The organism is Planctobacterium marinum (assembly GCF_036322805.1).
GTDB lineage: Bacteria > Pseudomonadota > Gammaproteobacteria > Enterobacterales > Alteromonadaceae > Planctobacterium > Planctobacterium marinum_A.
Genome location: NZ_AP027272.1, coordinates 4,723,019 through 4,745,956, shown reverse-complemented (window position 1 = coordinate 4,745,956; position 22,938 = coordinate 4,723,019). Strand labels below are relative to the sequence as shown.

Here is a 22,938-nt window from a genome sequence, read left to right as displayed (position 1 = left end):
AAGATGAACTGGTTACCCTTATGTCACCTCAACGATCTTATCGATAACGCAGGGGTTTGCGCCAAAGTGAAGGACTTGCAAGTGGCTTTGTTTAAATTCCAGATCGATGGGGAAGCTCAGTACTTTGCTACCGGTAACTGGGACCCTATTGGCGAAGCGAATGTGATGAGCCGCGGTATTCTCGGCTCATTGCAGGAAGAATTGGTGGTGGCCTCGCCCCTGTACAAACAACACTACTCTTTGAAAACCGGCCAGTGCCTGGAAGATGAGAGTAAACAGATCCCGGTTTATCCAGTGCGCGTCGTGGGCGAGCAACTGGAAATTCAGGCCTAACCCAGCGATAGCGAGCGTAGTCAGTTGATGAATTTGCCGGTGAACAATGCAACCATGCTGGAGTCCTTTCCCAACCTGCGCCGCACAACCTGCCCCTATTGCGGGGTAGGTTGCGGCGTTGATGCTCAGTTGTCGGTGGCCAGTGACGAATCGGGTAAGCTGTTTCAGCAACTCATCAGTGTCAGTGGTACGCCAGAGCACCCGGCTAATTTTGGTCGCTTGTGCGTTAAAGGCAGTAAGCTGGCCGAGAGCAACACCCTGAACAATCGCATGTTATATCCCAGCATTAAAGGTGAAAAAGTAAGTTGGGATAAGGCGATTGCCACAGTGGCCAGTCGATTCACAGACATCATTGCTGAGCATGGCCCCGATGCAGTGGCTTTTTATGTGTCAGGGCAACTTCTGACGGAAGATTATTACGTTGCTAATAAACTCATGAAAGGTTACATCGGCAGCGGCAATATCGATACCAACTCCCGGTTGTGCATGTCTTCAGCTGTGGCAGGCTACAAACGCGCTTTTGGTGCTGATGCCGTACCCTGTTGTTATGAAGATCTGGAGCAAACCCAATTATTGGTGTTTACCGGCAGTAATGCCGCCTGGACGCACCCGGTGTTATATCAGCGCATTGAGCGGGCTAAGCAAATAAACCCGGCTTTAAAAGTGGTGGTGATTGACCCTCGTCAAACTGCTACCTGCGATTTAGCCGATTTGCACCTGGCCATCAAACCGGGCTCAGATGCCGCTATCTTTAATGGATTGCTGCATTATCTAGACAGCCAAAATGCCCTGGATACGGATTTCATCCAGCGCCACACTGAAGGTTTTGTGCCTTGCCTGGAAGAAGCCGTACAATGGTGTTTAGAGCGAGTCAGTGAATTTAGCGATGTGCCTGCAGCGCAATTGCGGCAATTTTATCAGTGGTTCATGCACGCTCGCCGCAGCGTGACGTTTTATTCCATGGGCGTTAACCAATCCACTAGTGGTGTGGATAAGTCCAATGCCATTATCAATTGTCATCTGGCCACGGGAAAAATCGGTAAACCGGGTTGCGGGCCTTTCTCTATTACCGGACAACCCAATGCCATGGGGGGCCGCGAAGTTGGCGGGCTGGCAAATATGCTGGCCGCCCACATGGATATCGAAAACCCCGCCCACCGTGCATTGGTGCAAAGTTTTTGGCAATCCCCCACTATCGCGAATAAGCCGGGATTGAAAGCCATCGATTTATTTGACCAGATTCACCAAGGCAAAGTGAAAGCCGTGTGGATCATGGCCACTAATCCCATCGTGAGTATGCCGGATAAAGATACCGTTGCGGCGGCCCTTAAACAATGTGACATGGTGGTAGTCTCTGACTGTGCGGCCAGTAATGACACTTTATCTTTTGCTGATGTGTGTTTACCCGCCACTGGCTGGTCTGAGAAAAATGGTACTGTGACCAATTCAGAGCGTCGTATCTCCAGACAACGAGGATTGTTGGCCCCCGCAGGCGAAGCCCGTCACGACTGGCAGATTATTTGTGACGTGGCAAAACAGATGGGCTTCAGTGGTTTTGACTTTCAGTCCAGTTGCGACATTTTCAACGAACATGCTGCGCTTTCTGGTTTTGAAAACAATGGCCGTCGTGATTTTGATATTTCAGGGCTGGGCCACTTGTCACTGCGCCAGTACGACAACTTGGCACCCATTCAATGGCCCATTACCCAATTTAGTCCCGAAGGAACGAAACGCCTTTTTACTGATGGTCGCTTTTACACTGCCAGTGGTAAAGCGCAGTTCATTGCCATCAAACCTGAATTACCGCAGCAGCAAACTGATGATGCTTTCCCTCTGATTTTAAATACCGGACGTATTCGGGATCAGTGGCACACCATGACTCGCACCGGGAAAGTGGCGCAGTTAAGTCAACACATCGACAAACCCGGGCTGCATATACACCCCAAAGATGCCAGAAAGTATCTTATTAAGGACGGGCAGTTGGTGAAACTGCGGGGTAAACATCAAAGTGAGCAAGGTAATGAGGCGTTTTGTTTGTTAACCGCCGTGCTCGACAAAAAACAGCGCCGAGGTGAACTGTTTGCGCCGATGCACTGGAATCGAGAATATGCATCCCATGCCAATGTTAACCGTTTAGTGGCGGCGGTGGGCGACCCGATTTCTGGCCAGCCAGAACTCAAAGCCGCTGCGGTGGCGATTGAGCCATGGCATGTAGCGCAATGGGTGAGCATTGTCAGTCGAGAAGACATCGAGTTAGGGGCTCTTTCACATACCCAGGCCTATTGGCACAAACATGTGCTACAGGATGGAGTCTGTTACCAAATGGCATTCGATAAATTCGATGAAACTCAGCAGCAATGGTTAAAAACATTGATTCACGTGGAACATCAGCAACTTAGGCTACAACAACCGGATAAAACTGGTTACCTGCTATTGAATGATAAAAAACAGCTGCAAATACTGCTTTGGCATGTAGCTCAGCCACTCAATCACAATTCTGCCTGGTTCGAACATTTGCTTATGCAGCAGGAGTATAGCGATGAGGCACTGGTGGATGTATTGAAGAATCAGACATCTGCGGAATATCAGCAAGGTAAACTGGTATGTAGCTGTTTCAAGGTCAGAGAAAAAACCATAACCGACGCTATTGCTGCTGGTGTAAACACTGTTGCGCAACTGGGCGAACAATTACAATGCGGTACAAATTGCGGCTCCTGTAAATCGGAATTGGGCACATTAATTAAACAACATGACTCAGAATTAGGTCTGAATATAATGCCTTCGCTTGAGTTGGCTCAGGAGGTGATATGAGTTTTGCTACCGCCATTCAAACTGCGCTTGATAAAGTGCAATTACGCAACAGTCAATCGGGTTGGTCTCTTAAAAAGTGGTGGCACCGAGGTACTCAACACAACGATTCCCAAGTCTATAAACGGCCCTCAGGAAAAGGCGAAGTCTTTATCGTGGGCGCTGGACCAGGGGATCCAGAATTACTGACACTCAAAGCTTATCGCCTGTTACAAACTGCAGATGTGGTGTTGTTCGATTGGCTGGTGTCTGAAGAGCTATTACGCCTTATCCCGGCATGTGCCATTCGTCAGTTTGTGGGTAAACGCTGCGGGCAGCACTCTTTTGAACAACAAACCATATGTAATTTGATGGTGGAACACGCTCGGTTGGGGCGCAAAGTGGTGCGCCTGAAAGGCGGAGACCCATCGGTATTTGGTCGGGTGAGCGAAGAATGTGAAGCGTTGCAACTGGCCGAAATTCCTTTTGCTATTGTGCCGGGTATTACCGCTGCTTCCGGCATGTCGGCGTACTCTGGTATGCCATTAACCGATCGCCGCTACGCACAAAGTGTGCGCTTTATTACTGCAACGCTAAAAAATCCTGAAGAGGAGCCGGACTGGTCAGGTATGGTGGCGCAAAACACCAGCCATAAAACCCAAGATACCTTAGTTTTTTATATGGGATTAAAGCGTATCGCTGTCATAGCCCAGCGTTTGATGAGTCACGGCATGGCCGCGGATATGCCTTGCGCTATCGTAGACCAGGCCACGCAACAAACTCAAAAGGTGATTCACGGACAACTGGATTCTATTGCGCATAAGCTATCGCAACATGATATTGAAGGGCCTGCGCTATTGGTAGTGGGCAGAGTCACCGAAGTCCCTTGGCCAGTGAATCTCAATTTGCTCCATAAGGAGGCCAGTCTCTTCAGTTAATTTATTAAACGCAAAAACGTTCCCGACAAAACACCCAGGCCAAACGGCAGTCCGGATGATTGCTTGCTAGCCACAACAACACACAACCTGAGCAACAAGCTCTAGCAAGAGGAACACACAATGCGTACTCATTTGAAATTATTATCTATCGCGGTTGGTTTGGCTTGTACTCCGGTACTGGTGCAAGCTAGCGATTCAGGTGTCAGCTCAGTAGCTGAAGCTATTACAGAAAGTAGCGTGAAAACCATGCTGCGTTATCGTTACGAAGGCGTCGATCAGGACGGACTGGATGAAGATGCCAGCGCTAACACCCTGTTGGGACGCTTGACTGCCAGCACCGCAAAATACAATGGCTGGCAAGCAGTAGTGGAATTTGATTATGTCACAGAGCTACTGGACAAGGATTACAACAATACTATTAATGGCAACACCACTTATCCAGTAGTGGCAGACCCTTCGGGTTCGGACCTCAATCAGTCTTATTTAAAATATACCTCTCAAAGTGGCACCGCTACTACCTTTGGTCGTCAGCGCATCAATCACAACAACCAGCGTTTCTTGGGGGGCGTGGCCTGGCGTCAAAACGAGCAAACCTTCGATGGTGTACGTTTTGAATCAGAGGTGGCTGAAAATTTTACGTTGGACTATGCCTACTCTTACCGGGTGAATCGAATTTTTGGTTCGAAAAACCCCAATGGCGACCTGGATGTCGATTTGCATATGTTTAACGCCGTTTATCAACCTGCGAAAGGTCACAAAATTGCGGGCTTTTACTACAGTATGGATTTTGACGATGCCCTGGCACTGTCTAATAGCACTGCGGGCTTTGACTATAACTTCAGTGGCAAATCAGGTGACATTGGCTACGGCTTGCATTTAAGTTACGCCAGCCAAAAGGATACGGGTGACAATCCTGTTGATTATTCTACTGATTATTACGCTATTGATGGCAGCGTTAAAGTAGCTGGAGTTACTCTTGCGGCAGGCATTGAGGTACTCGGTGCGGATAATGGCAAAGGTTTTCAGACGCCGCTGGCTACCTTGCATAAGTTTCAGGGCTGGACGGATAAATTCCTCGGTACGCCCGGCACAGGTATTGAAGATACCTGGTTTAAAGTGGCTACTAAACTCGGCGGTGTTTCAGTAGCAGCTATCTATCACCAGTTTGATGCCGATGAAGGCAGTGCGGACCTGGGTAGTGAGCTGGGATTGGTAGCCAATTATGGCTTCGCCAAACACTACAAACTGACTGCCAAATACGCCAGTTACGATGCTGATACTCACGCCACAGATACCGATAAAGTTTGGATACAGTTGCTGGCTAAGTATTAATACACTGTAGAGAAGAGCAAGGCGCGCTGTTTAAGCGTGCTTTTTTATTTGCCCGGTATTATTATTTTACTGCTGAGGAATGATAGCGGGCGTAAATCTTCTGTTTATCGATTTTTTGCGTTTCTTGTAGAATCTTTCTCGCAAGAAGTGGCTGCTGTGCGGCAAACTGCTGGCTAAAGATCACATAAGCTGGGTTGGATTGATAAGGCGGCTGCAAGGTGATGAAGTCTTTATAACCGGAAGCTTCGGCCTTGGTATCAATGGGGAAGTTGTCCATTGAGCATACCTGTACGATAGCATCCACACGTCCCATTTTTAGCAGGCGGTACTTTTCCAGATGGTTGTACATCACAACCCAGGTTGGGGAAATATCAGGACCATGGGATTGTGAAAACCCAGCCTCTATGCCCACTAAAAACTCGGCATGGCCGTGTATACCTGCCTGGGTTTTTTGTAGTTGTACACCGGGCAAACTGATAAAACAAACATCGGCTGTTGATACCACCATATCTTCCAATGCATAACCCAACTCATTGGGATAAACGCCGGCATCATCACGTTCTTTACTGAATGAACCGATGACCATATCTATTTCACCCGAGGACAGTTCTTTATTACAGCGTTTCCAGGGCCTTGGAATAAGTTCTAGTCTGGCTTGCTGTAACGGTTTTTGACTAAAAGCTGCCCGGATGATATCGGGGTTAATACCCGTTATAGCCCGGTCATCAAACATGAAAAATGGATAAACATCTGCGTTGGGTATACAGAAGCGTACATTGATAACGGAATCATCAGCACCTGTACTATCGCTATCTTGGGAGTTTTCTGCTTGCAACGGAGCAGCAAAAAGCATCGCGCTGATAAGTAAACAGCGCAGCGCTTTTATCTGGCAAAGAGTGCCGAGATTTAATTTGCTCAATAGAATACGCACCATAGCAACGGATTTAAGGGGCTTCCCAAATACTAATATTTGCTTCATTTAATAATGCGCTGATGACATTGCTGTGTCAAAAAAAGCACAAAGGAAAAATTTAAGAGTGTGTTGTTTTATTTTTGCGCCAGAATACGATCCAGTTGATTGGCAAAAGCTTGTTTATCTTTTTGCGAATAGGCAGCGGTTTTCCCTGTTTGTTCTCCACTGGCGCGCATAGTATCCATAAAATCACGCATGTTCAGGCGCTGCCGTATGTTATCTGGCGTATATAACTCCCCCCGAGGGTTGAGTGCCCGTGCTTTTTTATCAATCACTTCTGAAGCCAGTGGAATATCCGAAGTGATGACCAAGTCTTTGGCTGCACAGTCGTTAACAATACGATGGTCTGCTATATCAAAGCCTTTTTCCACTACTACAGAGTGTAAATATTCAGACCCCGGCAGTTTTGTATAGCGATTAGCCACAAAATAACAGGGAGTTTTAGTGCGCTCTGCGGCCTTACACAGTATTTCTTTTACAACCACCGGACAAGCGTCCGCATCTACCCAAATTTTCATTGTTTAAATTACCAATTCTGCATCTTGAATGTCTTTGCCTCGTGGTAGCGCATTTCCGGCAACTAACACTTCTTCATTATTGAAGGATTCTATGGCATTTCTGTTGATGAGGTAAGAGCGATGTAATCTTAAAAATTGCTCTGGCAGGCTTTCTTGAGTCTCTTTTAAAGAACTGTAGACAATTCGTTTCTCTCCATTGACCAGGTGATAAGTCACGTAATTGCCCAGCCCTTCCACATACAGGATATCGGCGAAAAATAGCTTGCAGGTGCGCCTTTCTGATTTAACCAGAATAAAGTCTTGAGTGTTTTGTTGTTGCTTGCCAGCGTGGCTTTGTTTTTCTAATAATCCCATATATAAAATAAACACTTTGGCAGTACCTAATAACAGTACTGTGGTGTTGATTAATATACAGTTTCTTACCCAGCCTGCCAGATTAAAGCCAAAACCGCTATTGGTACCGGGCAGTAAGGTTTCGTAAAAGAAGTATCCAAAGCACAATTGCAGAAATCCAGACACAGCGATAAGCAATCCATAGCCGCCAAAAAAGTGCCGATATCGGCGTTCAACCAGGTAACTCGGTATCAACAGGTACAACATGCAATACGCCGCCATAATTCGCACTGGCATGAGGATAAACTCAAGGTAAAAAGAAGCGAAGAGTCCTTGTTCCGGTTTTGCCCAGATAAAGCTAAACAACACATAATAGCCCACCCAAAATAGCGTGTGGGTAAAAACGCGGGAGCCAAACAGGTAACAACCACTATAATTCGGCGACCAGTTCCAAATCGCCATCATGACTTTCCTTGTTTTAACATCATAAACTCCGGAGTTGGCATAAAACCACCCAAAAAAACGCTTCTGCTGTCTAGTATGAAGCTGCAATCAAACACTCACAAGCGCAGTTCGCGCTTACTGGTAAGGAAATATTAATGATGTCTAAAACAGCATTTTGGGGTTGGTTATGGGGTTTATCTTTTTTAATGACAAGCCAGGCAATACAGGCCATGGATGGAGAGCCAAGGCGAGCTAAGTGGCACGCGACCTTTAAGACGGTTCAGCCCGTTGGCCGGGAAATTGTGACAATTGAACCACAGTCAGTTCTACAAACGGCAGGGGTGTTACCCGGAGACGTATTATTAGCTGTAGATGATGAGGTCATTCGCAATGGTGATCAGTGGTGGGATATCATCTATGGTTTGCGTGCAGACACTGGCACTAAACTCACACTTCGCCGAGGGACTACAGTAGTAACAAAAACGGTGGTTTTTGAAGCCGTTGCTAAAGAGGAATACGATAATTTAACCACGGAATACGGCACCATTGTTTCCGACTATAATCTCCGTCAACGCACGATAATGACTTATCCCGAAAAAGGACAGCCGCAGCCCGCTATTTTTGTGGTTGGCGGCTTAAGTTGCTCCAGCATTGAATATACGCCGGGTCGTCAGTCTAATTTTATTCGTTCCCTGCAATATCTGGTGCGCAACTCTGATATGTTGGTGATGCGCGTGGAAAAGCCCGGCGTTGGCGATAGCGAAGGTCGTTGCTCTGAAACCGATTTTAATACTGAACTCAATGGTTACGAAGTGGCGCTGCAAACCCTGATGGCGGATGAGCGCGTTGACCGCAACCGCATTATTGTTTACGGCAGCAGCATGGGCAGTGCTTTGGCGCCTTATTTGGTTAATAAGTACCAACTAAACGGGGCTATATCTGACGGTACCTTTTTCCGTTCATGGTTTGAGCACATGTTGGAAATTGAACGCCGTATCCTCACCATGAAAGGCGACGATCAAGCCACCGTCAATGACAAAATCAACCGCGCTTATATTCCATTGTACTATGGCATGTTAGTCGAAAAGAAAAGCTATCAGCAGGTGATTGAGCAAAATCCCTTACTGGCGGAATACAATTATCACAGTCCAGCCCACATGTACGGTCGGCCAGTAAGTTTTTATCACCAAATGCAAGATTTTAATTTTGCCGGTGAGTGGGGAAAACTCAAAGCACCAGTGCGTATTCGCTATGGTTTGAATGATTGGATTATGTCGGAATACGACATCGATATGATTGAGCAGGTGCTCATTGCCAACCAGCATCCGGATTTTGAGGTGATAAAAGTGCCGGGCCTGGATCACTGGGATACTTTTCACGCGACCGCGCTGGACTCGTTTCAAGGCAAACCCGGAAAGTGGCAGGAGTCACTCCCTCAACAACTTGTAGACTGGGCACAAACACTTAACCAGGAATAAAAAAATTTTCTAGCGCACTGGTATTTATGTGGGTAATTTGCCTTAATAAACATTAAGCAAATTTGTTTTGAGAAGGCTCACATGCATTTAACCCAATCTCGCCGGTTGCGCGGCTCGTTGCAATCTTTGATCTTTGGTGCCAGTACAATACTGGTCACACAAAGTAATGCGATTACACTGGAAGTAAAACAAAAAAGCGGTGAGCCTGCAGCAGGTGTAGTGGTGTTGCTCGAAGGCGACAGTATTAGCGGAGAGAATAAAAGTATGGCGGAAATGGGCCAAAGGGATCGTCAATTTGATCCCCATGTCTTAGTGGTGCAAAAAGGCTCTACCGTTAACTTCCCCAATTATGATGATATTAAGCATCACATTTATTCTTTCTCATCAGTAAAAACCTTCGAGCAAGAACTGTATGAGGGCACCGCCAGCACCCCTGTGACCTTCGATAAAACTGGAATAGTTGAATTGGGATGCAATGTTCACGACTGGATGTTGGGGTACATTTATATTACCGAAACACCTTATTTTGGCATGACTGATGAACAAGGGAAATTGACTATTGCCAGTGCCCCTGCAGGTGAATACGAGGTAACTGTGTGGCATCCCAGGATGGAGAATGATAGTCATAGCTACACTGCAAAAATGACCGTGTCTGATTCTGCTGCCGTAACGTTACCGACGAATGTAGCAGAAGCTGAAGACTCTGATTTTGATTTAGATTTCGACGATTACGAATAAATTCATTCTCTGGTCTTGTTTATTTTTCGGGATTAATGAGTTTATTGGCAAACTCAAACAAGTGTAGCGCTGCCGGGTGTTTGAGTTTCCGTTCTGGAGAAATCAAATAGAAATCTTCAGTTATATCGGTAGTGGTGCCGACCACTTCCACGCCATATTGTTTGGTAACGTGATTAGCAATAGGAATTGGGGCACAAAAAACACCATAACCACTTTGTCCAAAGAGTTTCATTAGTGCGCTGTCTTCGAATTCTGCCACTACATCTGGAACAATGGCTAATCGATCGAACCAGGCATTCAGCTCAACACATTGCGTGGACTTTTCACCGGGTAACAGAAAAGGCTGCTGATGTAGCGACAAAGGGAAGCCGCTTTTTAATGGTTCTGCAATGGATGGGTCAGCGAAAAATGCCATACCGGTTTCGCCCACATAATGGTTATAAGCTTTGACGTTACCTCCAGGAGGTAAAGGCTGGTCAGAGAATATCAGGTCAACCTTATTGATAGCCATTTCTGCCAGCAAATTACTTAAATCACCCTCTTTGCAAACCAATTTAAGGTTATCGTCGTAATCTAAACAGGTACGGAATAGATCAAAGGCCAATACTTTTGGAATAATATCGGTTACGCCGATAGTGAATTGCAGGTGATGGCCGGAGTCTTTTTGTTTCAGGTTTTGCAGAAGCTCGGTGCCTAAACTGAAGATGTCTTCTGCATAGCTGTATACGAACTGACCCTGTTGATTCAGGATTAATCGCTTGCCCTTGCGATCAAACAGTTTTTTGCCCAGATAATCTTCGAAGGTGGCAATCTGCCCACTCACGGTTTGTGGGGTGAGGTGCATAAGCTCCGCAGCACGCATGATGCTGCCTTCTCGTGCTGTAACATAAAAATAATATAGGTGGTGGTAATTCAACTGTTGCATAGTTTCGGCACAACCCTTAAAGTTGATCTAATCAGATAATAACTGAGTAAAAGTATATTAGATACGATTTAAACGAAATAAAAGATCGTTTTTAAAATAAACTTGTTGAGGGATAGGGGATGACTTACAGAATTAGAGAAATTTTTAAACACGACGCTGCTGGCGGTGTTTTGTTGGTCGCTGCTGCAGTGTTAGCCATGATTATGGCCAACACCCCGCTACACAGCCTGTATAATGGTTTTCTCGAAATACCCGTGGTATTTAAATTCGGCGCTTTCGAAATAGCTAAGCCTTTGCTGCTGTGGATAAACGATGGCCTGATGGCGATTTTCTTTTTCTTAATCGGTCTCGAAATAAAACGCGAGGTACTGGCCGGACATCTTCGCTCGGTAGAACAGATAACACTGCCAGCGTTTGCTGCAGTTGCTGGAATTGCGGTTCCTGCTGTTTTTTATTATTGGTTTAACAGTACTGACCCCATTGCCATCAATGGCTGGGCCATTCCCGCAGCAACCGACATTGCTTTTGCGCTGGGTATCTTTATCCTGTTTGGTAAAGGCTTGCCCTTATCTTTAAAACTTTTCTTACTCAGTGTGGCTATCTTCGATGACATCGGTGCGATTGTTATCATTGCTTTGTTTTACTCTCAAGATTTGTCTATTACGTCCCTGATAATAGGTACGATTGGATTGGCCATCTTGGGTGTGTTAAACCGATTCAATGTGCGTTATCAAGCGGCTTATTTGTTAGTGGGCGTTGTCGTGTGGGCAGCCGTTCTAAAATCAGGAGTGCACGCCACGCTTGCTGGTTTTGCTTTGGCTTGGTTCATCCCGCTTAAAGTTAAAAACCCGGATGGTCACCCATTGTTACCTCACATCGAACACGCACTGCATCCATGGGTATCTTTTATGGTATTACCCATCTTCGCCTTTGCTAATGCTGGTGTTCAAATTGTTGGCGCGACCATGGAAGATCTATTCAATCCGATTACTTTGGGTATTGCAGCAGGTCTGTTTATTGGTAAACAAATCGGTATTTTCGGTACCTGCGTTTTAGTGATTAAATCTGGTCTGGCAAAAATGCCCACAGGCGCAAACTGGTTGCAATTATACGGTGTAAGCCTGTTATGTGGTGTAGGCTTTACTATGAGTTTGTTCATTGGTTCATTAGCCTTTGAGGAACAAGGTATGGGTTACCAGTTAAGTGTAAAAGTTGGGGTTTTGATGGGCTCGTTATTGTCTGCTATCGTCGGTGCAATTGTGATTATGAAGTCGAAACCTGAGAGTAAAGAAGAGGTTGTAGGGGAAACAGTATGAACAAGTTAATCAATGTTGTTCTGTTACTGGCGACTGCAACGTTTACTGTTAGTGCTCAGGCTAAATCTGAAGAAGAGTTTTACAAGGATATGAACCAAATGTGTGCTGAGACGAATACCAAGTCGAGCACCGTATTTATTACCAGTTGCTATCAATACATTCGCGGTTTTTTGCAAGGCGCAGTGATCACCGATACCGTGATAATGGAGCAGGTGGACAAGAGTGCGTTTAAGTCCAGCTATGAAAATAGGGCCTATCGAACCCGAGTGGGTATGGAACGGACAAAAACACCGGCCACCTTGTATGCAGGATTTTGTTTGCCGGACGACAATGTCACCCACGAGGTGGTGTTACATTTATTAAAAAGTGTTCAGGATAATTTCAAGGCGGCGGACGAAATTCCCGGCAATCCACTATCTGAGCACCTGTATGCTCTGTTAAAGCAGAGCTACCCCTGTAAAGACAGCACCCAAGTGTCTGTGGACCGTAAGTAAAAACTTAAAATAGTGTCGAAGGCTTCTACGAGGAGCCTTTTTTATTTCTGTCTTATTGCAATAAGGTTGCACTATCTCAGGTCTTCATAAGCCAATATCTTATAAAGTTTGATAACTATAGATGTCTACCTGACTTCTATACTGTATGTCTGTACTTAGTGTCAGACACGAGAAAATGAGGCTACCATGAATCAAATAATCACCAAGGGATTTGCATCACTGGACAAAACCAGAGCTGCAGATTTCATCGCTCCTTTATTATTGCGTTTATATCTGGCACCCGTGCTGATGCAAGCTGGCTGGAATAAAATGAATCATTGGCAGGATACTGTCGCCTGGTTTGGCAATGCCGATTGGGGCTTGGGGCTTCCTATGCCGGCATTAATGGCGGCATTAGCGGTAGGCGCAGAGTTTTTCGGTGCTATTTTACTGTTGCTGGGCCTGGCTACTCGACTTGTAGCTATTCCTTTAATGATAACCATGCTGGTGGCGGCGGTAACGGTGCACCTGGAAAACGGTTGGCTGGCTATTGCAGATGCCAGCAGTTGGCTGGCTGATGGCACCATACTGAGCAATCCTGCCATAATGGAAGCACCAGAAAAGCTCGCTGCTGCCAAGTCGTTGCTGCAAGAGCATGGCCACTACGATTGGCTGACTTCCAGTGGCAACTTTGTCATTTTGAACAATGGTGTAGAATTTGCCGCCACCTACTTCATTATGCTGCTGACTTTGTTTTTCATCGGTGGTGGGAAATATGTAAGTGTGGACTATTGGCTACAAAGACGCTTTGCTGAAAAGATAAGTAATTAAATTTTCTCGGAAAACTGGTGGCGGCACCATACGTCACCGACTTTTTCCAATAGACCTTGTTGTCGAAAGGGTTTTACCACATAGCCGCTGATACCTTCGGAAATCGCTTCTACGACATGGGTTTTATCACTGTTGCCCGTCACCATAATAAACGGCACTTCAGGTGATATTTCCCTGGCGCGCCTTAAAAAATCCAGACCACTTAAACCAGGCACGTTCCAGTCACTTAAAATAATGTCAAAACTGTCTGGAAAGCGAGTGAGCAGCTTTAACGCTTCATGACAGCGAGTGCGTGTTGTCACCGAAAATTTACCGCAGGCTTCAAGGCTATGCTTCATTAGTTCAAGTGTAAGCGGCTCATCATCCACCACTAATATTTTGATTTTACTCAGGCTCATGTTTATCCCCGAGAATTTCAGTCAGGCGGAAGCCAGAAACCAGCTTTCGAACTCTTCTCCGCACAGGGGTTTGGAACCTAAATACCCCTGAAAATAACGCAGACCAAGTTGGGTGCATAGTTCCAGTTGATCGCTGTTTTCGATATTGGTGGCGATGGTGCTGACAAAATTATTTTCCATCTGTTTTATCATCTCTGATATAAAGACGGGGTTGCGCAGATAGTTAAGTGCCTCTGACTGCAGCTTACACCAGCTGTATTGCTTATCCTGGTAGAGCTGAGTGAGGTGTTCTGGTGTATCAACCTTATCAATTGAAATTTGAATACCCAGGTCTCTTATGGCCTGAATGTTGGATTGGCATTCGACATTTTTGAGGCTTTGGTAATCAATCTCCAACACCAGAAATTCGGCATAAAATAGATATTGCAATAAACAGTGCTGGAGAAATCCCGGAAAATCGGGACGAGTCAATGTGGTTTCAGAGATGTTGATACTGAGGAAAATAGCATGATGATATTTCTCTGACCATTGTCCATAGACTTGCATGCTTTCTTCTATTACCCAGCGATCTAACTCCACAATATTACCGGAAGTCGTGGCACTGGAGAGATAGTCTGAGGTAGACATTAATTGCTGATCATTGTGCACTCTCAGCAGGACCTCGGCTCCTGAAACCTGTTGAGTTTCCATATTTAAAATAGGCTGGAAAGTCACCTGAAGAGACGCGTTGGCTGGACAAGAACCACTACCTTGAATATTAATTGCAGGCGTACCGCTAAATTGCATTTGTGTCTCTCCATCAGGTATTAATCAATATTTCATAGCGTAAAATAGTGGTTAACAACCGATAGAAACAATCTGTTTACACTTCGATTAGACTAAAGTAGTAAGTATCTACGACTTTAGTCGTAGAGATGAAAATGACAATGGAAAAAGATTCAGAATATGTAGTAGATGTTTTTATTCATCACTTTCTTGATGGGCAATCACTCTATTGCGTCCATTTTGTTTAGCGTCATACATAGCAGCATCTGCCGCCTCAAATAGCAATTCTGGAGACTCTTTATAATCTGGCATCACCGTTGCGACGCCGACACTTAAGGTGACGTATTTGTGAATCTCAGATTTGGCGTGGGGCAATTGTTTGTTACGAAGATTGACGAGCACATTATTGGCCACTCGCCAGGCACCTTGTTTATCAACATTGGGCAGTATAATGGCAAATTCTTCACCGCCGATACGGGCTACCAAGTCAGCAGAGCGGTTAGCTGTTTTATAGATGCTATTCGCTACTTTCTTTAAGCAGCTGTCCCCTTGGCCATGACCATAATGATCATTGTACTTTTTGAAAAAATCGATATCGCAGACGACGAGGCTTAAAGGCGATTTATCCCGACTGGCGCGTTTCCATTCGTTTTGCAGGGTTTGATCGTAACTGCGTTTGTTGTCTAGTCCGGTTAGCGGGTCTTTGGTGGCGAGTTCTTCCAACATATCTCGCTGTAATTTCATCATCAAGTGATTTTTAACTTTCGCTAGTAACAACGGCATTTGTACCGGTTTGCCAATGAAATCCACGGCTCCTAAATCAAAACAGCGGGTAATTTCAGATATCTGCTCCAGGGAGGAAACAAAAATCACTGGAATATTAAAGGTCTTAGTGTTTTGTTTTAGTTCCCGACAGATTTGATAGCCCGACATGGTGGGCATGATTACATCCAAGATGATGAGATCCGGCGCAGGATCCTGCATAGCTCGCTTTAACCCTTTCTGTGGATTTCGATAAGTCTCCACATCACAGATATCCGACAGTGCTTCGCTGGCCATTTCCAGAAAATAGCTGTCATCATCAATGATTAACACTTTTGCCTGGCTATCAGGTGAACAGTTACTCAATCGTACTCCAGAAATATAAAAAGGCGCGATGTAGCTACGCGCCATCACGCCCTTTGTATCACAATGTTGCGCTTAACGCATGGTTACATACTCTTCACCAGAGGTTGGGTGAATAGCCACGCAGGCATCGAAGTCGGCTTTAGTGGCGCCCATTTTTATGGCAACGCCGAAGCCTTGTAAAATTTCATCCATGGCAAAGCCAATACCGTGCAGTCCTACTACTTTTTCATCTGGTCCTACGCACACCAGTTTCATTTTGGTTTGCTGTCGATTGCGCGTAACAGCGGTATACATGGCTGCAAAGCTGCTGTTGTAGACTTTTACGCTTTGTTCACCGTACTGCTCTTTGGCTTCCTCTTCTGATAAGCCAATAGTACCTATCGGTGGATGACTGAATACCACTGTTGGGATGGTGTTGTAATCCATTTTGGCATCGGTTTTGCCGTTGAATAAACGCTCTGACAGTGTGCGTCCAGCTTTAACGGCAACTGGAGTTAAGTCTACTTTACCAATGTTGTCGCCTACAGCGTATACGTTAGCCGCTGTCGTATTTTGGTATTCATCTACAATGATGTGACCTTTTGCGTTAACTTCAACGCCTGCATTCTCCAGCCCCAAGTTGTCAGTGGCCGGTACACGACCCACCGCCCATATCACCTGCTCTACTTCCAGGGATTGACCATTGGTGAATGTCAATTTCAGCATACCGTTGTTTATCCTCTCAACACTCTGTGGGATTGAGTGGGTGTGCACCGCCGGACCGTCTTCAGCCATTAATTCCATGAGGGTGTCACTCAGCATAGAGTCAAAGTTACGCAACGGAGCGTGCTTGCGCACCGCTAAATGAGTATCACTGCCCAGAGCGTGTAAGACACCTGCCAATTCCACTGCGATGTATCCCGCACCTATTACCGCTGCACTTTTGGGTAAATGATCCAGTTCGAAGAAACCATCGGAATCAATACCTAACTCGGCACCAGGAATTTCCGGACGCCATGGGCGCCCGCCAGTGGCAATCAAAATGTGATCTGCTGTGAATTGTTTACCACCGACTTCAACGGTGTTTTTGTCTACCAACTTGCCATAACCATTAATCACGGTGATTTTGTTGTTACCCAACACTCGATCGTACGAGCCATGGATACGCTCAATGTACGCCTGACGATTTTTCACTAGTGTTTTCCAGTCGAATTTATTTACTGTCAGGTCAAAACCATAATCTGGCGCGTAACGATGTATCGCTTCTGCCACTTGGGCGCCATACCACATGGCTTTTTTCGGTACGCATCCTACATTCACGCAGGTACCACCAATGTGCCTTCCTTCAATGAGCGCTACTTTTTGGCCGTGCATTGCGGCGCGATTGGTGGAGGCGATACCGCCGCTGCCGCCACCAATACAAATATAATCAAAATCTGCCATGTTATTTTTCCAAATAATTCGTCTGTGCTATAGGTTATGGGTTCTTAGTATAGAATTGCAAACCTGCTTTAGCGATTGAGTGATTCGAGATAATTCATTAGAACGGAATTATCCGGAAATTGTTTCTGGGTTTTGGTTGTTCGAAGTCAAAAAAGTAATGGAGTAAGCAGATGGGCAACAAACTCTGGAACGATGCCTCTACGCATCAAGCAATAACCCTCTCAGAGGCCTGTTCGGGCCACTGGCTGCCGGTAATTATAGAGCGGCATAATAACGAGGTTCTCGTAAAGTGGTGCTTATACGAAGCGTTAAACTTCAAAGTACCTTTTATGCAGGACTCCATCAGGCAGTTGGGCTACAAGCATGACCTAAAAGACGTGGTACGTTTCAGTTCAACGGAATTTTTCGAGGATTTCGCGCACCAAACCATTCCTCAAGACCTAACTACAGAAGCCTGTATATTTCACATATCCCGTTGTGGTTCGACGTTGGTTTGCAACGTTTTAAAGGAATCTCCTGAAAGCCTGGTATTGAGCGAACCGCAGCCACTTGATTTTATTTTGCGGCAATGGGCGTGCCATAATCCCGGTGTAGAGCAGCAAGAACGATTATTGGAAGCGCTCTTTAACGTGTGGAATTTTGTAGCTTTGCAGCAAGGACAAAAGTTGTTCGTTAAACCGGACTGCTGGTTAAATCTGCATTGGCAAAGTTTACTAAAAGCCACTTCCATTAATATATCCTGGTTACTAACCAGAGACTTAAGCGAAGTTTTACTGTCCCATAAAAAACGTTCTGGAGCATTTATGCTGCCGCAGTATGTTGCGCCAGAGTATTTTGGATTGGAAGAGCCGGGTAATGATGTGTTTGATTATTCGAGGTATCCGTTACAGGTTCTGTCAAAGGTCTTGCAATGCGGTTTGAACTTGGTAAAAAACGGCAGAGCAGTGCAGCTTGACTTTGAGACGCTTGTTTCAAGAGGTTTACTGCGCTTACTCAATGAGCACCAAATCTCTTTGAGTCAGGAGAAATTACAATGTGTTCTGGCCTCGCACTCAAAGAATGGTGGGCAATTTGTTGGAGAAACCACAGAGGCGCACCAAACTTTTTCAACTGAAACGCTGCATCGAATTCAGGAAAATCAGCGACGACTCTACAATGTGATTTAATTTTGGTGAAATTTGCAAGGTAGGTCTACTCTTTAGGTAATAATCAAGAAAGTTGTTTCGCAAAACAAGTCCTGGGCTGAAGAGTTGAGGCATATACGGAGCTGCTGTATGCGGGTGCTAGTGATAGACGATAGCGCATTAACCCGAAAAATGATCATACGCATCATCGAACAGGAAATAGAAAACGCCACCTTCGATGAAGCTGAAGATGGTGATGCTGCGCTAAAAATGCTGAACAGCGGTGACTATGATGTTTTTACTATCGACTACAACATGCCGGGTGCCAATGGCGAGATAGTCGCCATTGCGGCAAAAACTAACTGCCCTAATGCGCGAATCTGCATGTTGACCTCTCAGGAAGAGCCTGAAGTACAACATCGCGTTGAACGCATTGGTGTGCGCTTTCTGCGCAAACCAGATTTTCAAGACGAGTTGGTCACTTTTATTAAAACACGCTAGAGAGTTTTAAAGCTTTCTCGCTTGATAAATTTTCAGCCACCCTCACTATCAAGCTATCTAACTATTAAAAGAGTGCTCTATGTCTTTTTCGCAATATGAATCTGAATTGGGTTTACCCTTGTTTTCAAAGTTCACCCCAGAAACCATTCAAGAGAATGTCAAACGAGGCATTGCTGATTGCAAGCAGGTTATTGAAGAACGGTTAAAGCAAGCCAATTACACTTGGGAAAATTTTGTATTGCCGATTGATGAAGTCAGTGATCGGTTAAGTAAATACTGGTCTCCAGTTTCTCACATGAATAGTGTGGTTAGCAGTGACGCATTGCGAGAGGCTCATGATAGTTGTCTTCCCTTGTTATCTGAATATTACACCTGGCTAGGTCAGCATGCTGGCTTGTATGAGGCATACAGACAAATTGCGCAGTCGGCGCAATTCAGTACCTTAAATGAGGCACAACAAAAAGTTGTCAATGACGCTCTTCTGGACTTCAAATTATCTGGTGTGGCCTTGGGTGATGAAGACAAAAAGCGTTACGCTGAAATTCAGGCGCGCCTGTCAGAGTTGTCTTCAAAGTTCAGCAACAATGTGATGGATGCCACCTTGGCATTTACCAAACATATAACTGATGAGTCTGAACTGGCGGGGCTTCCTGATTCCGCTAAGGATGCGGCGGCTCAAGCGGCAAAAGAAAAGGAACTGGAGGGCTGGTTGTTTACCTTGGATTTCCCCAGTTACCTACCCATCATGACGTACGCAGAGAATCGCTCTTTGCGCGAAGAAATGTACCGCGCCTTTGCAACCCGCGCTTCGGAGGTGGGGCCCAACGGCGGAGAATTTGACAATACCGACATCATAGTTGAAACGCTGGGGTTGCGTCAGGAGCTTGCTAAATTATTGGATTTTCCAAGTTATGCCCATTATTCGCTAGCCACCAAAATGGCTGAGTCTCCTGAACAGGTGCAGGGCTTTTTACAAGACCTGGCAGACAAGTCCAAACCTCAAGCAACGGCAGAGCTACAAGAAATTCGAGATTTTGCTGAGCAAGAGTTTGGAGCGGCGGATTTGCAAGCTTGGGATTTGTCTTTTTACGCAGAGAAACTGAAGCAGCAAAAGTATGCTATTTCGGATGAGATGTTGCGGCCTTACTTTCCTGAAAATCGCGTTATCAGTGGTTTATTCGAGGTGGTAAAACGCTTGTACAATATTGAGGTTAGTGAACGCACAGATATCGAAACTTGGCATAAAGATGTGCGTTTTTTTGATATCGTCGACGCACAAGGAGAGCATCGCGGTAGCTTTTATCTAGACTTATACGCTCGAGCTAAAAAACGCGGTGGTGCCTGGATGGACGAATGTCGCTCCCGTTGGGTGCGATCCGATGGCTCTTTGCAACGCCCGGTCGCTTATCTGGTGTGTAACTTTAATGGTCCGGTAGGAGATAAGCCTGCACTATTCACTCACGACGAAGTGATCACCCTGTTTCACGAGTTCGGTCATGGCATTCATCACATGCTAACCAAGGTTAATGAGTCAGGTGTTTCTGGAATCCGAGGAGTAGCTTGGGATGCTGTAGAGCTGCCTAGTCAGTTTCTGGAAAACTGGTGTTGGGAAGAGCAGGCATTGGCATTTATTTCTGGTCATTACGAAACCGGCGAGCCTTTGCCTCAAGCGATGTTGGACAAATTATTGGCAGCCCGCAATTTCCAGTCTGCAATGCAGATGGTCAGGCAGTTGGAATTCTCGTTATTTGACTTTGGCCTACATGAACAATATCAGCCGGGACTAAAGGTTCAGGACTTCATTAACGATGTCAGGCAGCGGGTATCGGTGGTCATGCCGCCGGCGTTTAATCGATTCCAAAATAGCTTTAGTCACATTTTTGCTGGTGGATATGCGGCGGGTTACTACAGTTATAAGTGGGCCGAAGTATTGTCCTCCGACGCCTTCTCGCGCTTTGAGGAAGAAGGTATTTTTAATGCAGATACCGGTCGTTCATTTTTGCATAATATTCTGGAAATGGGCGGTAGTCGTGAGCCGATGGATTTGTTTAAAGCATTCCGAGGTAGAGAGCCGGAAATCGATGCGCTATTGCGTCATTCTGGTATTGCTGCTTAATTTGTTCCAACCAGGTAAGTGATGATGACAGCAGAAACATTTGATGCGATATATGCACGAGCCGCAGAGCGAAAAGGGGGAGGTGCGCAGTTAGAGCAACTGCTATCTGCCCCACTCAATACAACGCAACTGGCGCAAATGGCGGATGATCGCTTCCTGGCAGAATTTACTAAAAAAGTGTTTCAATCGGGCTTTGTCTGGCGAGTGGTGGAACAAAAGTGGCCGGCCTTTGAACAGTGCTTTTTCGGTTTTGATATCGCTAAAGTATTGTTGATGCCTGATGAAATGCTGGAGAAAAAAGCTGGTAACCCGGAGATTATTCGCAACTTCACCAAAGTTAAAAGTATTCGAGATAATGCCTTGATGATAGATGCCGTGCGCTCAGAGCAAGGTTCATTTGCACAATTTGTGGCAGATTGGCCTGAGGACAATATTATCGGTCTTTGGCAGTATTTGAAAAAAAATGGCGCAAGGCTCGGTGGTAATACTGGCCCTTATGCACTCAGAGCTTTGGGTAAGGATACTTTTTTACTGAGCAAAGATGTGGAGGGCTACTTTAAAGCGCGAGACTTAATTTCAGGTTTATCCACTTCCAAGAAAAGTCTCAATGCATTTCAGGAAACCTTCAATCAATGGCGAGCTGAGTCCGGACGCTCGCTCCAGGAAATCAGCAAAGTGGTTTCTATGAGTGTCGGCGATAATCATATTGGGGTGCAGTAATTAAAGGCCATCAGACACTAAATCAGACTGTTTTTGGGATTTTGCTGCTGGCTCTTTTGCGAAACTCCGAGGGCGTATAACCGGTGTGCTTCTTGAACAGAGTGTTAAAGGTGGTTTTACTGTTAAAACCCGCGTCCTCAAATATGCGTTGAATGGTTTTGCCCTGGTTTAGTGGGTTAACAAGTTGGTCTTGCGCATCTCGGACTCTGAAATCATTCACAAAGTCATAAAAATTTTTCTTGAAATGCTTGTTGAGCAAAGACGACAGAGTGCGTGGCGATATATCCATGCTGTCCGCCAATCCCTCCAGGCGTAATTCTGGATCCTGGTAAACTTTCACGCGAATCATCAAATCATTGAGTTGCTCAGCCTGTTTGGGGTTAACCGAAGGTTCCATTTCTGAATCTTGTTTCTGTTCTTGTATCGCGTTACTGGCGCTTATAGCGTGGGTTTGACTGTAAACCACCATGATGGCCATTAAAAATAAAGGCGGTACATTGCTGATAATACCAATATAGTGGGCGCCTTCCTTCCAACCAATTAACCCTGAAATACTGGCGCCCAAATGCATACTCCACACGAAGACAAAACCGCTGGCGATCCAGCGCAACCATTTTAAATTGTGTCTTTCAATACTGGAGAAGCGATGGGGCAGAGATTCATCGTGCTCGTTCATCAGTTTAATGGCGTAGATCCCGGTAAATACCGAAAACAGGGATACAGCCCAGTGGCAAGCATTGGCTATGTAGGTAAATGCTGGCGGCAGTTGATAAGCCGCAACACTGATGATGCAGAAAAATCCGGCACAGCCCAAACCAACCCAAGTGAGCATAGAGCCGATTTCCAGCGGTTTACCCATCATGGCTCTGACATACCAGAGCAAGATCAGCCCCTGGAAAGCAGGTAACAGAATTTTAGGTAAAGGTTCGAAAGGATGTAAAAACGCCAGCGTATGCGGGCCAATAATGGCGTTGTAATACATCAGATTTTTAAATAGCGACAGCCCTTGTACCACTAAAAATAAGGCCAGAAAATAGTCACCGGGCTGCCTGTCTCGTTTTAATAAAAGCGGAGTAGCTAACAAAAATGCTAATAATGTGGTCATGAGCTGCATGGCGTCATACAAATTCAAAATATGAGCGAAAACGAAGTGTTCTTGCGCTGGCATGGTGATATCCGGATTAAAAGCATGACACCATGTTTGCCATCTTTACCCGGCTAGTCAATCGCTTCTCTGTGATTTGTGTTAAATGGACGTTCAACTGCGCGCAATGCGGTTAGACGAACGTTCAGATGGCGTCAATTGCGCCTGTGGGGACGTATTTAGTATCCGTCTTGCTTAAGG

General features: G+C 45.6%; 22 protein-coding genes. 13 read left to right on the top strand and 9 right to left on the bottom strand.

Annotated elements, in window-relative coordinates:
• Positions 1-3 precede the first annotated feature (3 nt).
• From nirD to AABA75_RS20815, 4 genes are all read left to right on the top strand, one after another.
• Positions 4-333, top strand: a complete 330-nt coding sequence (gene nirD, locus AABA75_RS20830) for a nitrite reductase small subunit NirD (RefSeq protein ID WP_338294663.1) — start codon at positions 4-6, stop codon at positions 331-333.
• A 54-nt stretch (positions 334-387) separates the two neighbouring features.
• Positions 388-3,144, top strand: a complete 2,757-nt coding sequence (locus AABA75_RS20825; protein ID WP_425325609.1) for a molybdopterin-dependent oxidoreductase — start codon at positions 388-390, stop codon at positions 3,142-3,144.
• Positions 3,141-4,058 carry a uroporphyrinogen-III C-methyltransferase gene (cobA, locus tag AABA75_RS20820; RefSeq protein WP_338294661.1) on the top strand — a complete coding sequence of 306 codons (918 nt, stop codon included), beginning with the start codon at positions 3,141-3,143 and terminating at the stop codon, positions 4,056-4,058. Before AABA75_RS20825 ends, cobA begins: the two co-directional genes overlap by 4 nt.
• A 120-nt stretch (positions 4,059-4,178) precedes the next feature.
• Complete coding sequence (locus AABA75_RS20815; protein ID WP_338294660.1) at positions 4,179-5,390, top strand: alginate export family protein; 1,212 nt, start codon at positions 4,179-4,181, stop codon at positions 5,388-5,390.
• A 61-nt stretch (positions 5,391-5,451) separates the two neighbouring features.
• Here AABA75_RS20815 and AABA75_RS20810 read toward each other — a convergent pair whose 3' ends face one another.
• From AABA75_RS20810 to AABA75_RS20800, 3 genes are all read right to left on the bottom strand, one after another.
• Positions 5,452-6,369, bottom strand: coding sequence for a substrate-binding periplasmic protein (locus AABA75_RS20810; protein WP_338294659.1), 918 nt, complete (start codon positions 6,367-6,369; stop codon positions 5,452-5,454).
• Between the two features lie 68 nt (positions 6,370-6,437).
• Complete coding sequence (locus AABA75_RS20805) at positions 6,438-6,881, bottom strand: YaiI/YqxD family protein (RefSeq protein WP_338294658.1); 444 nt, start codon at positions 6,879-6,881, stop codon at positions 6,438-6,440.
• 3 nt (positions 6,882-6,884) lie between these two features.
• Positions 6,885-7,679: a LytTR family DNA-binding domain-containing protein gene (locus AABA75_RS20800; RefSeq protein ID WP_338294657.1), complete on the bottom strand. Its 795-nt coding sequence runs from the start codon at positions 7,677-7,679 to the stop codon at positions 6,885-6,887.
• A 134-nt stretch (positions 7,680-7,813) separates the two neighbouring features.
• On the opposite strand from AABA75_RS20800, the gene AABA75_RS20795 reads away from it, so the two are divergent.
• Positions 7,814-9,136, top strand: a complete 1,323-nt coding sequence (locus AABA75_RS20795; RefSeq protein ID WP_338294656.1) for a hypothetical protein — start codon at positions 7,814-7,816, stop codon at positions 9,134-9,136.
• Positions 9,137-9,217: 81 nt separating this feature from the next.
• A complete protein-coding gene (locus AABA75_RS20790; protein ID WP_338294655.1) occupies positions 9,218-9,874 on the top strand; it encodes a methylamine utilization protein in 657 nt (218 codons plus the stop codon).
• Between the two features lie 19 nt (positions 9,875-9,893).
• Here AABA75_RS20790 and nhaR read toward each other — a convergent pair whose 3' ends face one another.
• The gene (gene nhaR / locus AABA75_RS20785) at positions 9,894-10,799 is read right to left on the bottom strand and encodes a transcriptional activator NhaR (protein ID WP_338294654.1); all 906 of its coding nucleotides are present in this window, start codon (positions 10,797-10,799) and stop codon (positions 9,894-9,896) included.
• A 119-nt stretch (positions 10,800-10,918) separates the two neighbouring features.
• Here nhaR and nhaA point away from each other — a divergent pair, with 119 nt between their 5' ends.
• The 3 genes from nhaA to AABA75_RS20770 all read left to right on the top strand — a co-directional run bounded on the left by nhaA (position 10,919) and on the right by AABA75_RS20770 (position 13,419).
• Entirely contained in the window at positions 10,919-12,115 is a 1,197-nt protein-coding gene (nhaA, locus tag AABA75_RS20780; protein WP_338294653.1) for a Na+/H+ antiporter NhaA, read from the top strand.
• Positions 12,112-12,609, top strand: coding sequence for a hypothetical protein (locus AABA75_RS20775; protein WP_338294652.1), 498 nt, complete (start codon positions 12,112-12,114; stop codon positions 12,607-12,609). Before nhaA ends, AABA75_RS20775 begins: the two co-directional genes overlap by 4 nt.
• Before the next feature lie 186 nt (positions 12,610-12,795).
• Positions 12,796-13,419: a DoxX family protein gene (locus AABA75_RS20770; protein WP_338294651.1), complete on the top strand. Its 624-nt coding sequence runs from the start codon at positions 12,796-12,798 to the stop codon at positions 13,417-13,419.
• Here AABA75_RS20770 and AABA75_RS20765 read toward each other — a convergent pair.
• The 4 genes from AABA75_RS20765 to gorA form a co-directional block, all read right to left on the bottom strand.
• Positions 13,416-13,817, bottom strand: a complete 402-nt coding sequence (locus AABA75_RS20765) for a response regulator (RefSeq protein WP_338294650.1) — start codon at positions 13,815-13,817, stop codon at positions 13,416-13,418. The two genes, AABA75_RS20770 and AABA75_RS20765, sit on opposite strands and share 4 nt — an antisense overlap.
• 21 nt (positions 13,818-13,838) lie before the next feature.
• Complete coding sequence (locus AABA75_RS20760; RefSeq protein ID WP_338294649.1) at positions 13,839-14,603, bottom strand: EAL domain-containing protein; 765 nt, start codon at positions 14,601-14,603, stop codon at positions 13,839-13,841.
• Between the two features lie 174 nt (positions 14,604-14,777).
• A complete protein-coding gene (locus AABA75_RS20755) occupies positions 14,778-15,710 on the bottom strand; it encodes a GGDEF domain-containing response regulator (protein WP_338294648.1) in 933 nt (310 codons plus the stop codon).
• Between the two features lie 72 nt (positions 15,711-15,782).
• A complete protein-coding gene (gene gorA, locus AABA75_RS20750) occupies positions 15,783-17,132 on the bottom strand; it encodes a glutathione-disulfide reductase (protein WP_338294647.1) in 1,350 nt (449 codons plus the stop codon).
• Between the two features lie 170 nt (positions 17,133-17,302).
• Here gorA and AABA75_RS20745 point away from each other — a divergent pair, with 170 nt between their 5' ends.
• From AABA75_RS20745 to AABA75_RS20730, 4 genes are all read left to right on the top strand, one after another.
• Positions 17,303-18,298: a hypothetical protein gene (locus AABA75_RS20745; protein WP_338294646.1), complete on the top strand. Its 996-nt coding sequence runs from the start codon at positions 17,303-17,305 to the stop codon at positions 18,296-18,298.
• A gap of 108 nt (positions 18,299-18,406) precedes the next feature.
• The gene (locus AABA75_RS20740; protein ID WP_338294645.1) at positions 18,407-18,757 is read left to right on the top strand and encodes a response regulator transcription factor; all 351 of its coding nucleotides are present in this window, start codon (positions 18,407-18,409) and stop codon (positions 18,755-18,757) included.
• 79 nt (positions 18,758-18,836) lie between these two features.
• Entirely contained in the window at positions 18,837-20,873 is a 2,037-nt protein-coding gene (gene prlC / locus AABA75_RS20735) for an oligopeptidase A (protein ID WP_338294644.1), read from the top strand.
• A 21-nt stretch (positions 20,874-20,894) separates the two neighbouring features.
• Positions 20,895-21,593, top strand: a complete 699-nt coding sequence (locus AABA75_RS20730; protein ID WP_338294643.1) for a DNA-3-methyladenine glycosylase I — start codon at positions 20,895-20,897, stop codon at positions 21,591-21,593.
• 22 nt (positions 21,594-21,615) lie between these two features.
• On the opposite strand, the gene AABA75_RS20725 is transcribed toward AABA75_RS20730, so the two are convergent.
• The gene (locus AABA75_RS20725; protein ID WP_338294642.1) at positions 21,616-22,761 is read right to left on the bottom strand and encodes an AraC family transcriptional regulator; all 1,146 of its coding nucleotides are present in this window, start codon (positions 22,759-22,761) and stop codon (positions 21,616-21,618) included.
• Positions 22,762-22,938 lie beyond the last annotated feature (177 nt).

Coding starts and splice junctions, on each gene's coding strand:
- nirD (WP_338294663.1), top strand. CDS start 4: ATGAACTGGTTACCCTTATGTCACCTCAACGATCTTATCGATAACGCA.
- AABA75_RS20825 (WP_425325609.1), top strand. CDS start 388: ATGCTGGAGTCCTTTCCCAACCTGCGCCGCACAACCTGCCCCTATTGC.
- cobA (WP_338294661.1), top strand. CDS start 3,141: ATGAGTTTTGCTACCGCCATTCAAACTGCGCTTGATAAAGTGCAATTA.
- AABA75_RS20815 (WP_338294660.1), top strand. CDS start 4,179: ATGCGTACTCATTTGAAATTATTATCTATCGCGGTTGGTTTGGCTTGT.
- AABA75_RS20810 (WP_338294659.1), bottom strand. CDS start 6,369: ATGAAGCAAATATTAGTATTTGGGAAGCCCCTTAAATCCGTTGCTATG.
- AABA75_RS20805 (WP_338294658.1), bottom strand. CDS start 6,881: ATGAAAATTTGGGTAGATGCGGACGCTTGTCCGGTGGTTGTAAAAGAA.
- AABA75_RS20800 (WP_338294657.1), bottom strand. CDS start 7,679: ATGATGGCGATTTGGAACTGGTCGCCGAATTATAGTGGTTGTTACCTG.
- AABA75_RS20795 (WP_338294656.1), top strand. CDS start 7,814: ATGATGTCTAAAACAGCATTTTGGGGTTGGTTATGGGGTTTATCTTTT.
- AABA75_RS20790 (WP_338294655.1), top strand. CDS start 9,218: ATGCATTTAACCCAATCTCGCCGGTTGCGCGGCTCGTTGCAATCTTTG.
- nhaR (WP_338294654.1), bottom strand. CDS start 10,799: ATGCAACAGTTGAATTACCACCACCTATATTATTTTTATGTTACAGCA.
- nhaA (WP_338294653.1), top strand. CDS start 10,919: ATGACTTACAGAATTAGAGAAATTTTTAAACACGACGCTGCTGGCGGT.
- AABA75_RS20775 (WP_338294652.1), top strand. CDS start 12,112: ATGAACAAGTTAATCAATGTTGTTCTGTTACTGGCGACTGCAACGTTT.
- AABA75_RS20770 (WP_338294651.1), top strand. CDS start 12,796: ATGAATCAAATAATCACCAAGGGATTTGCATCACTGGACAAAACCAGA.
- AABA75_RS20765 (WP_338294650.1), bottom strand. CDS start 13,817: ATGAGCCTGAGTAAAATCAAAATATTAGTGGTGGATGATGAGCCGCTT.
- AABA75_RS20760 (WP_338294649.1), bottom strand. CDS start 14,603: ATGCAATTTAGCGGTACGCCTGCAATTAATATTCAAGGTAGTGGTTCT.
- gorA (WP_338294647.1), bottom strand. CDS start 17,132: ATGGCAGATTTTGATTATATTTGTATTGGTGGCGGCAGCGGCGGTATC.
- AABA75_RS20745 (WP_338294646.1), top strand. CDS start 17,303: ATGGGCAACAAACTCTGGAACGATGCCTCTACGCATCAAGCAATAACC.
- AABA75_RS20740 (WP_338294645.1), top strand. CDS start 18,407: ATGCGGGTGCTAGTGATAGACGATAGCGCATTAACCCGAAAAATGATC.
- prlC (WP_338294644.1), top strand. CDS start 18,837: ATGTCTTTTTCGCAATATGAATCTGAATTGGGTTTACCCTTGTTTTCA.
- AABA75_RS20730 (WP_338294643.1), top strand. CDS start 20,895: ATGATGACAGCAGAAACATTTGATGCGATATATGCACGAGCCGCAGAG.
- AABA75_RS20725 (WP_338294642.1), bottom strand. CDS start 22,761: ATGCCAGCGCAAGAACACTTCGTTTTCGCTCATATTTTGAATTTGTAT.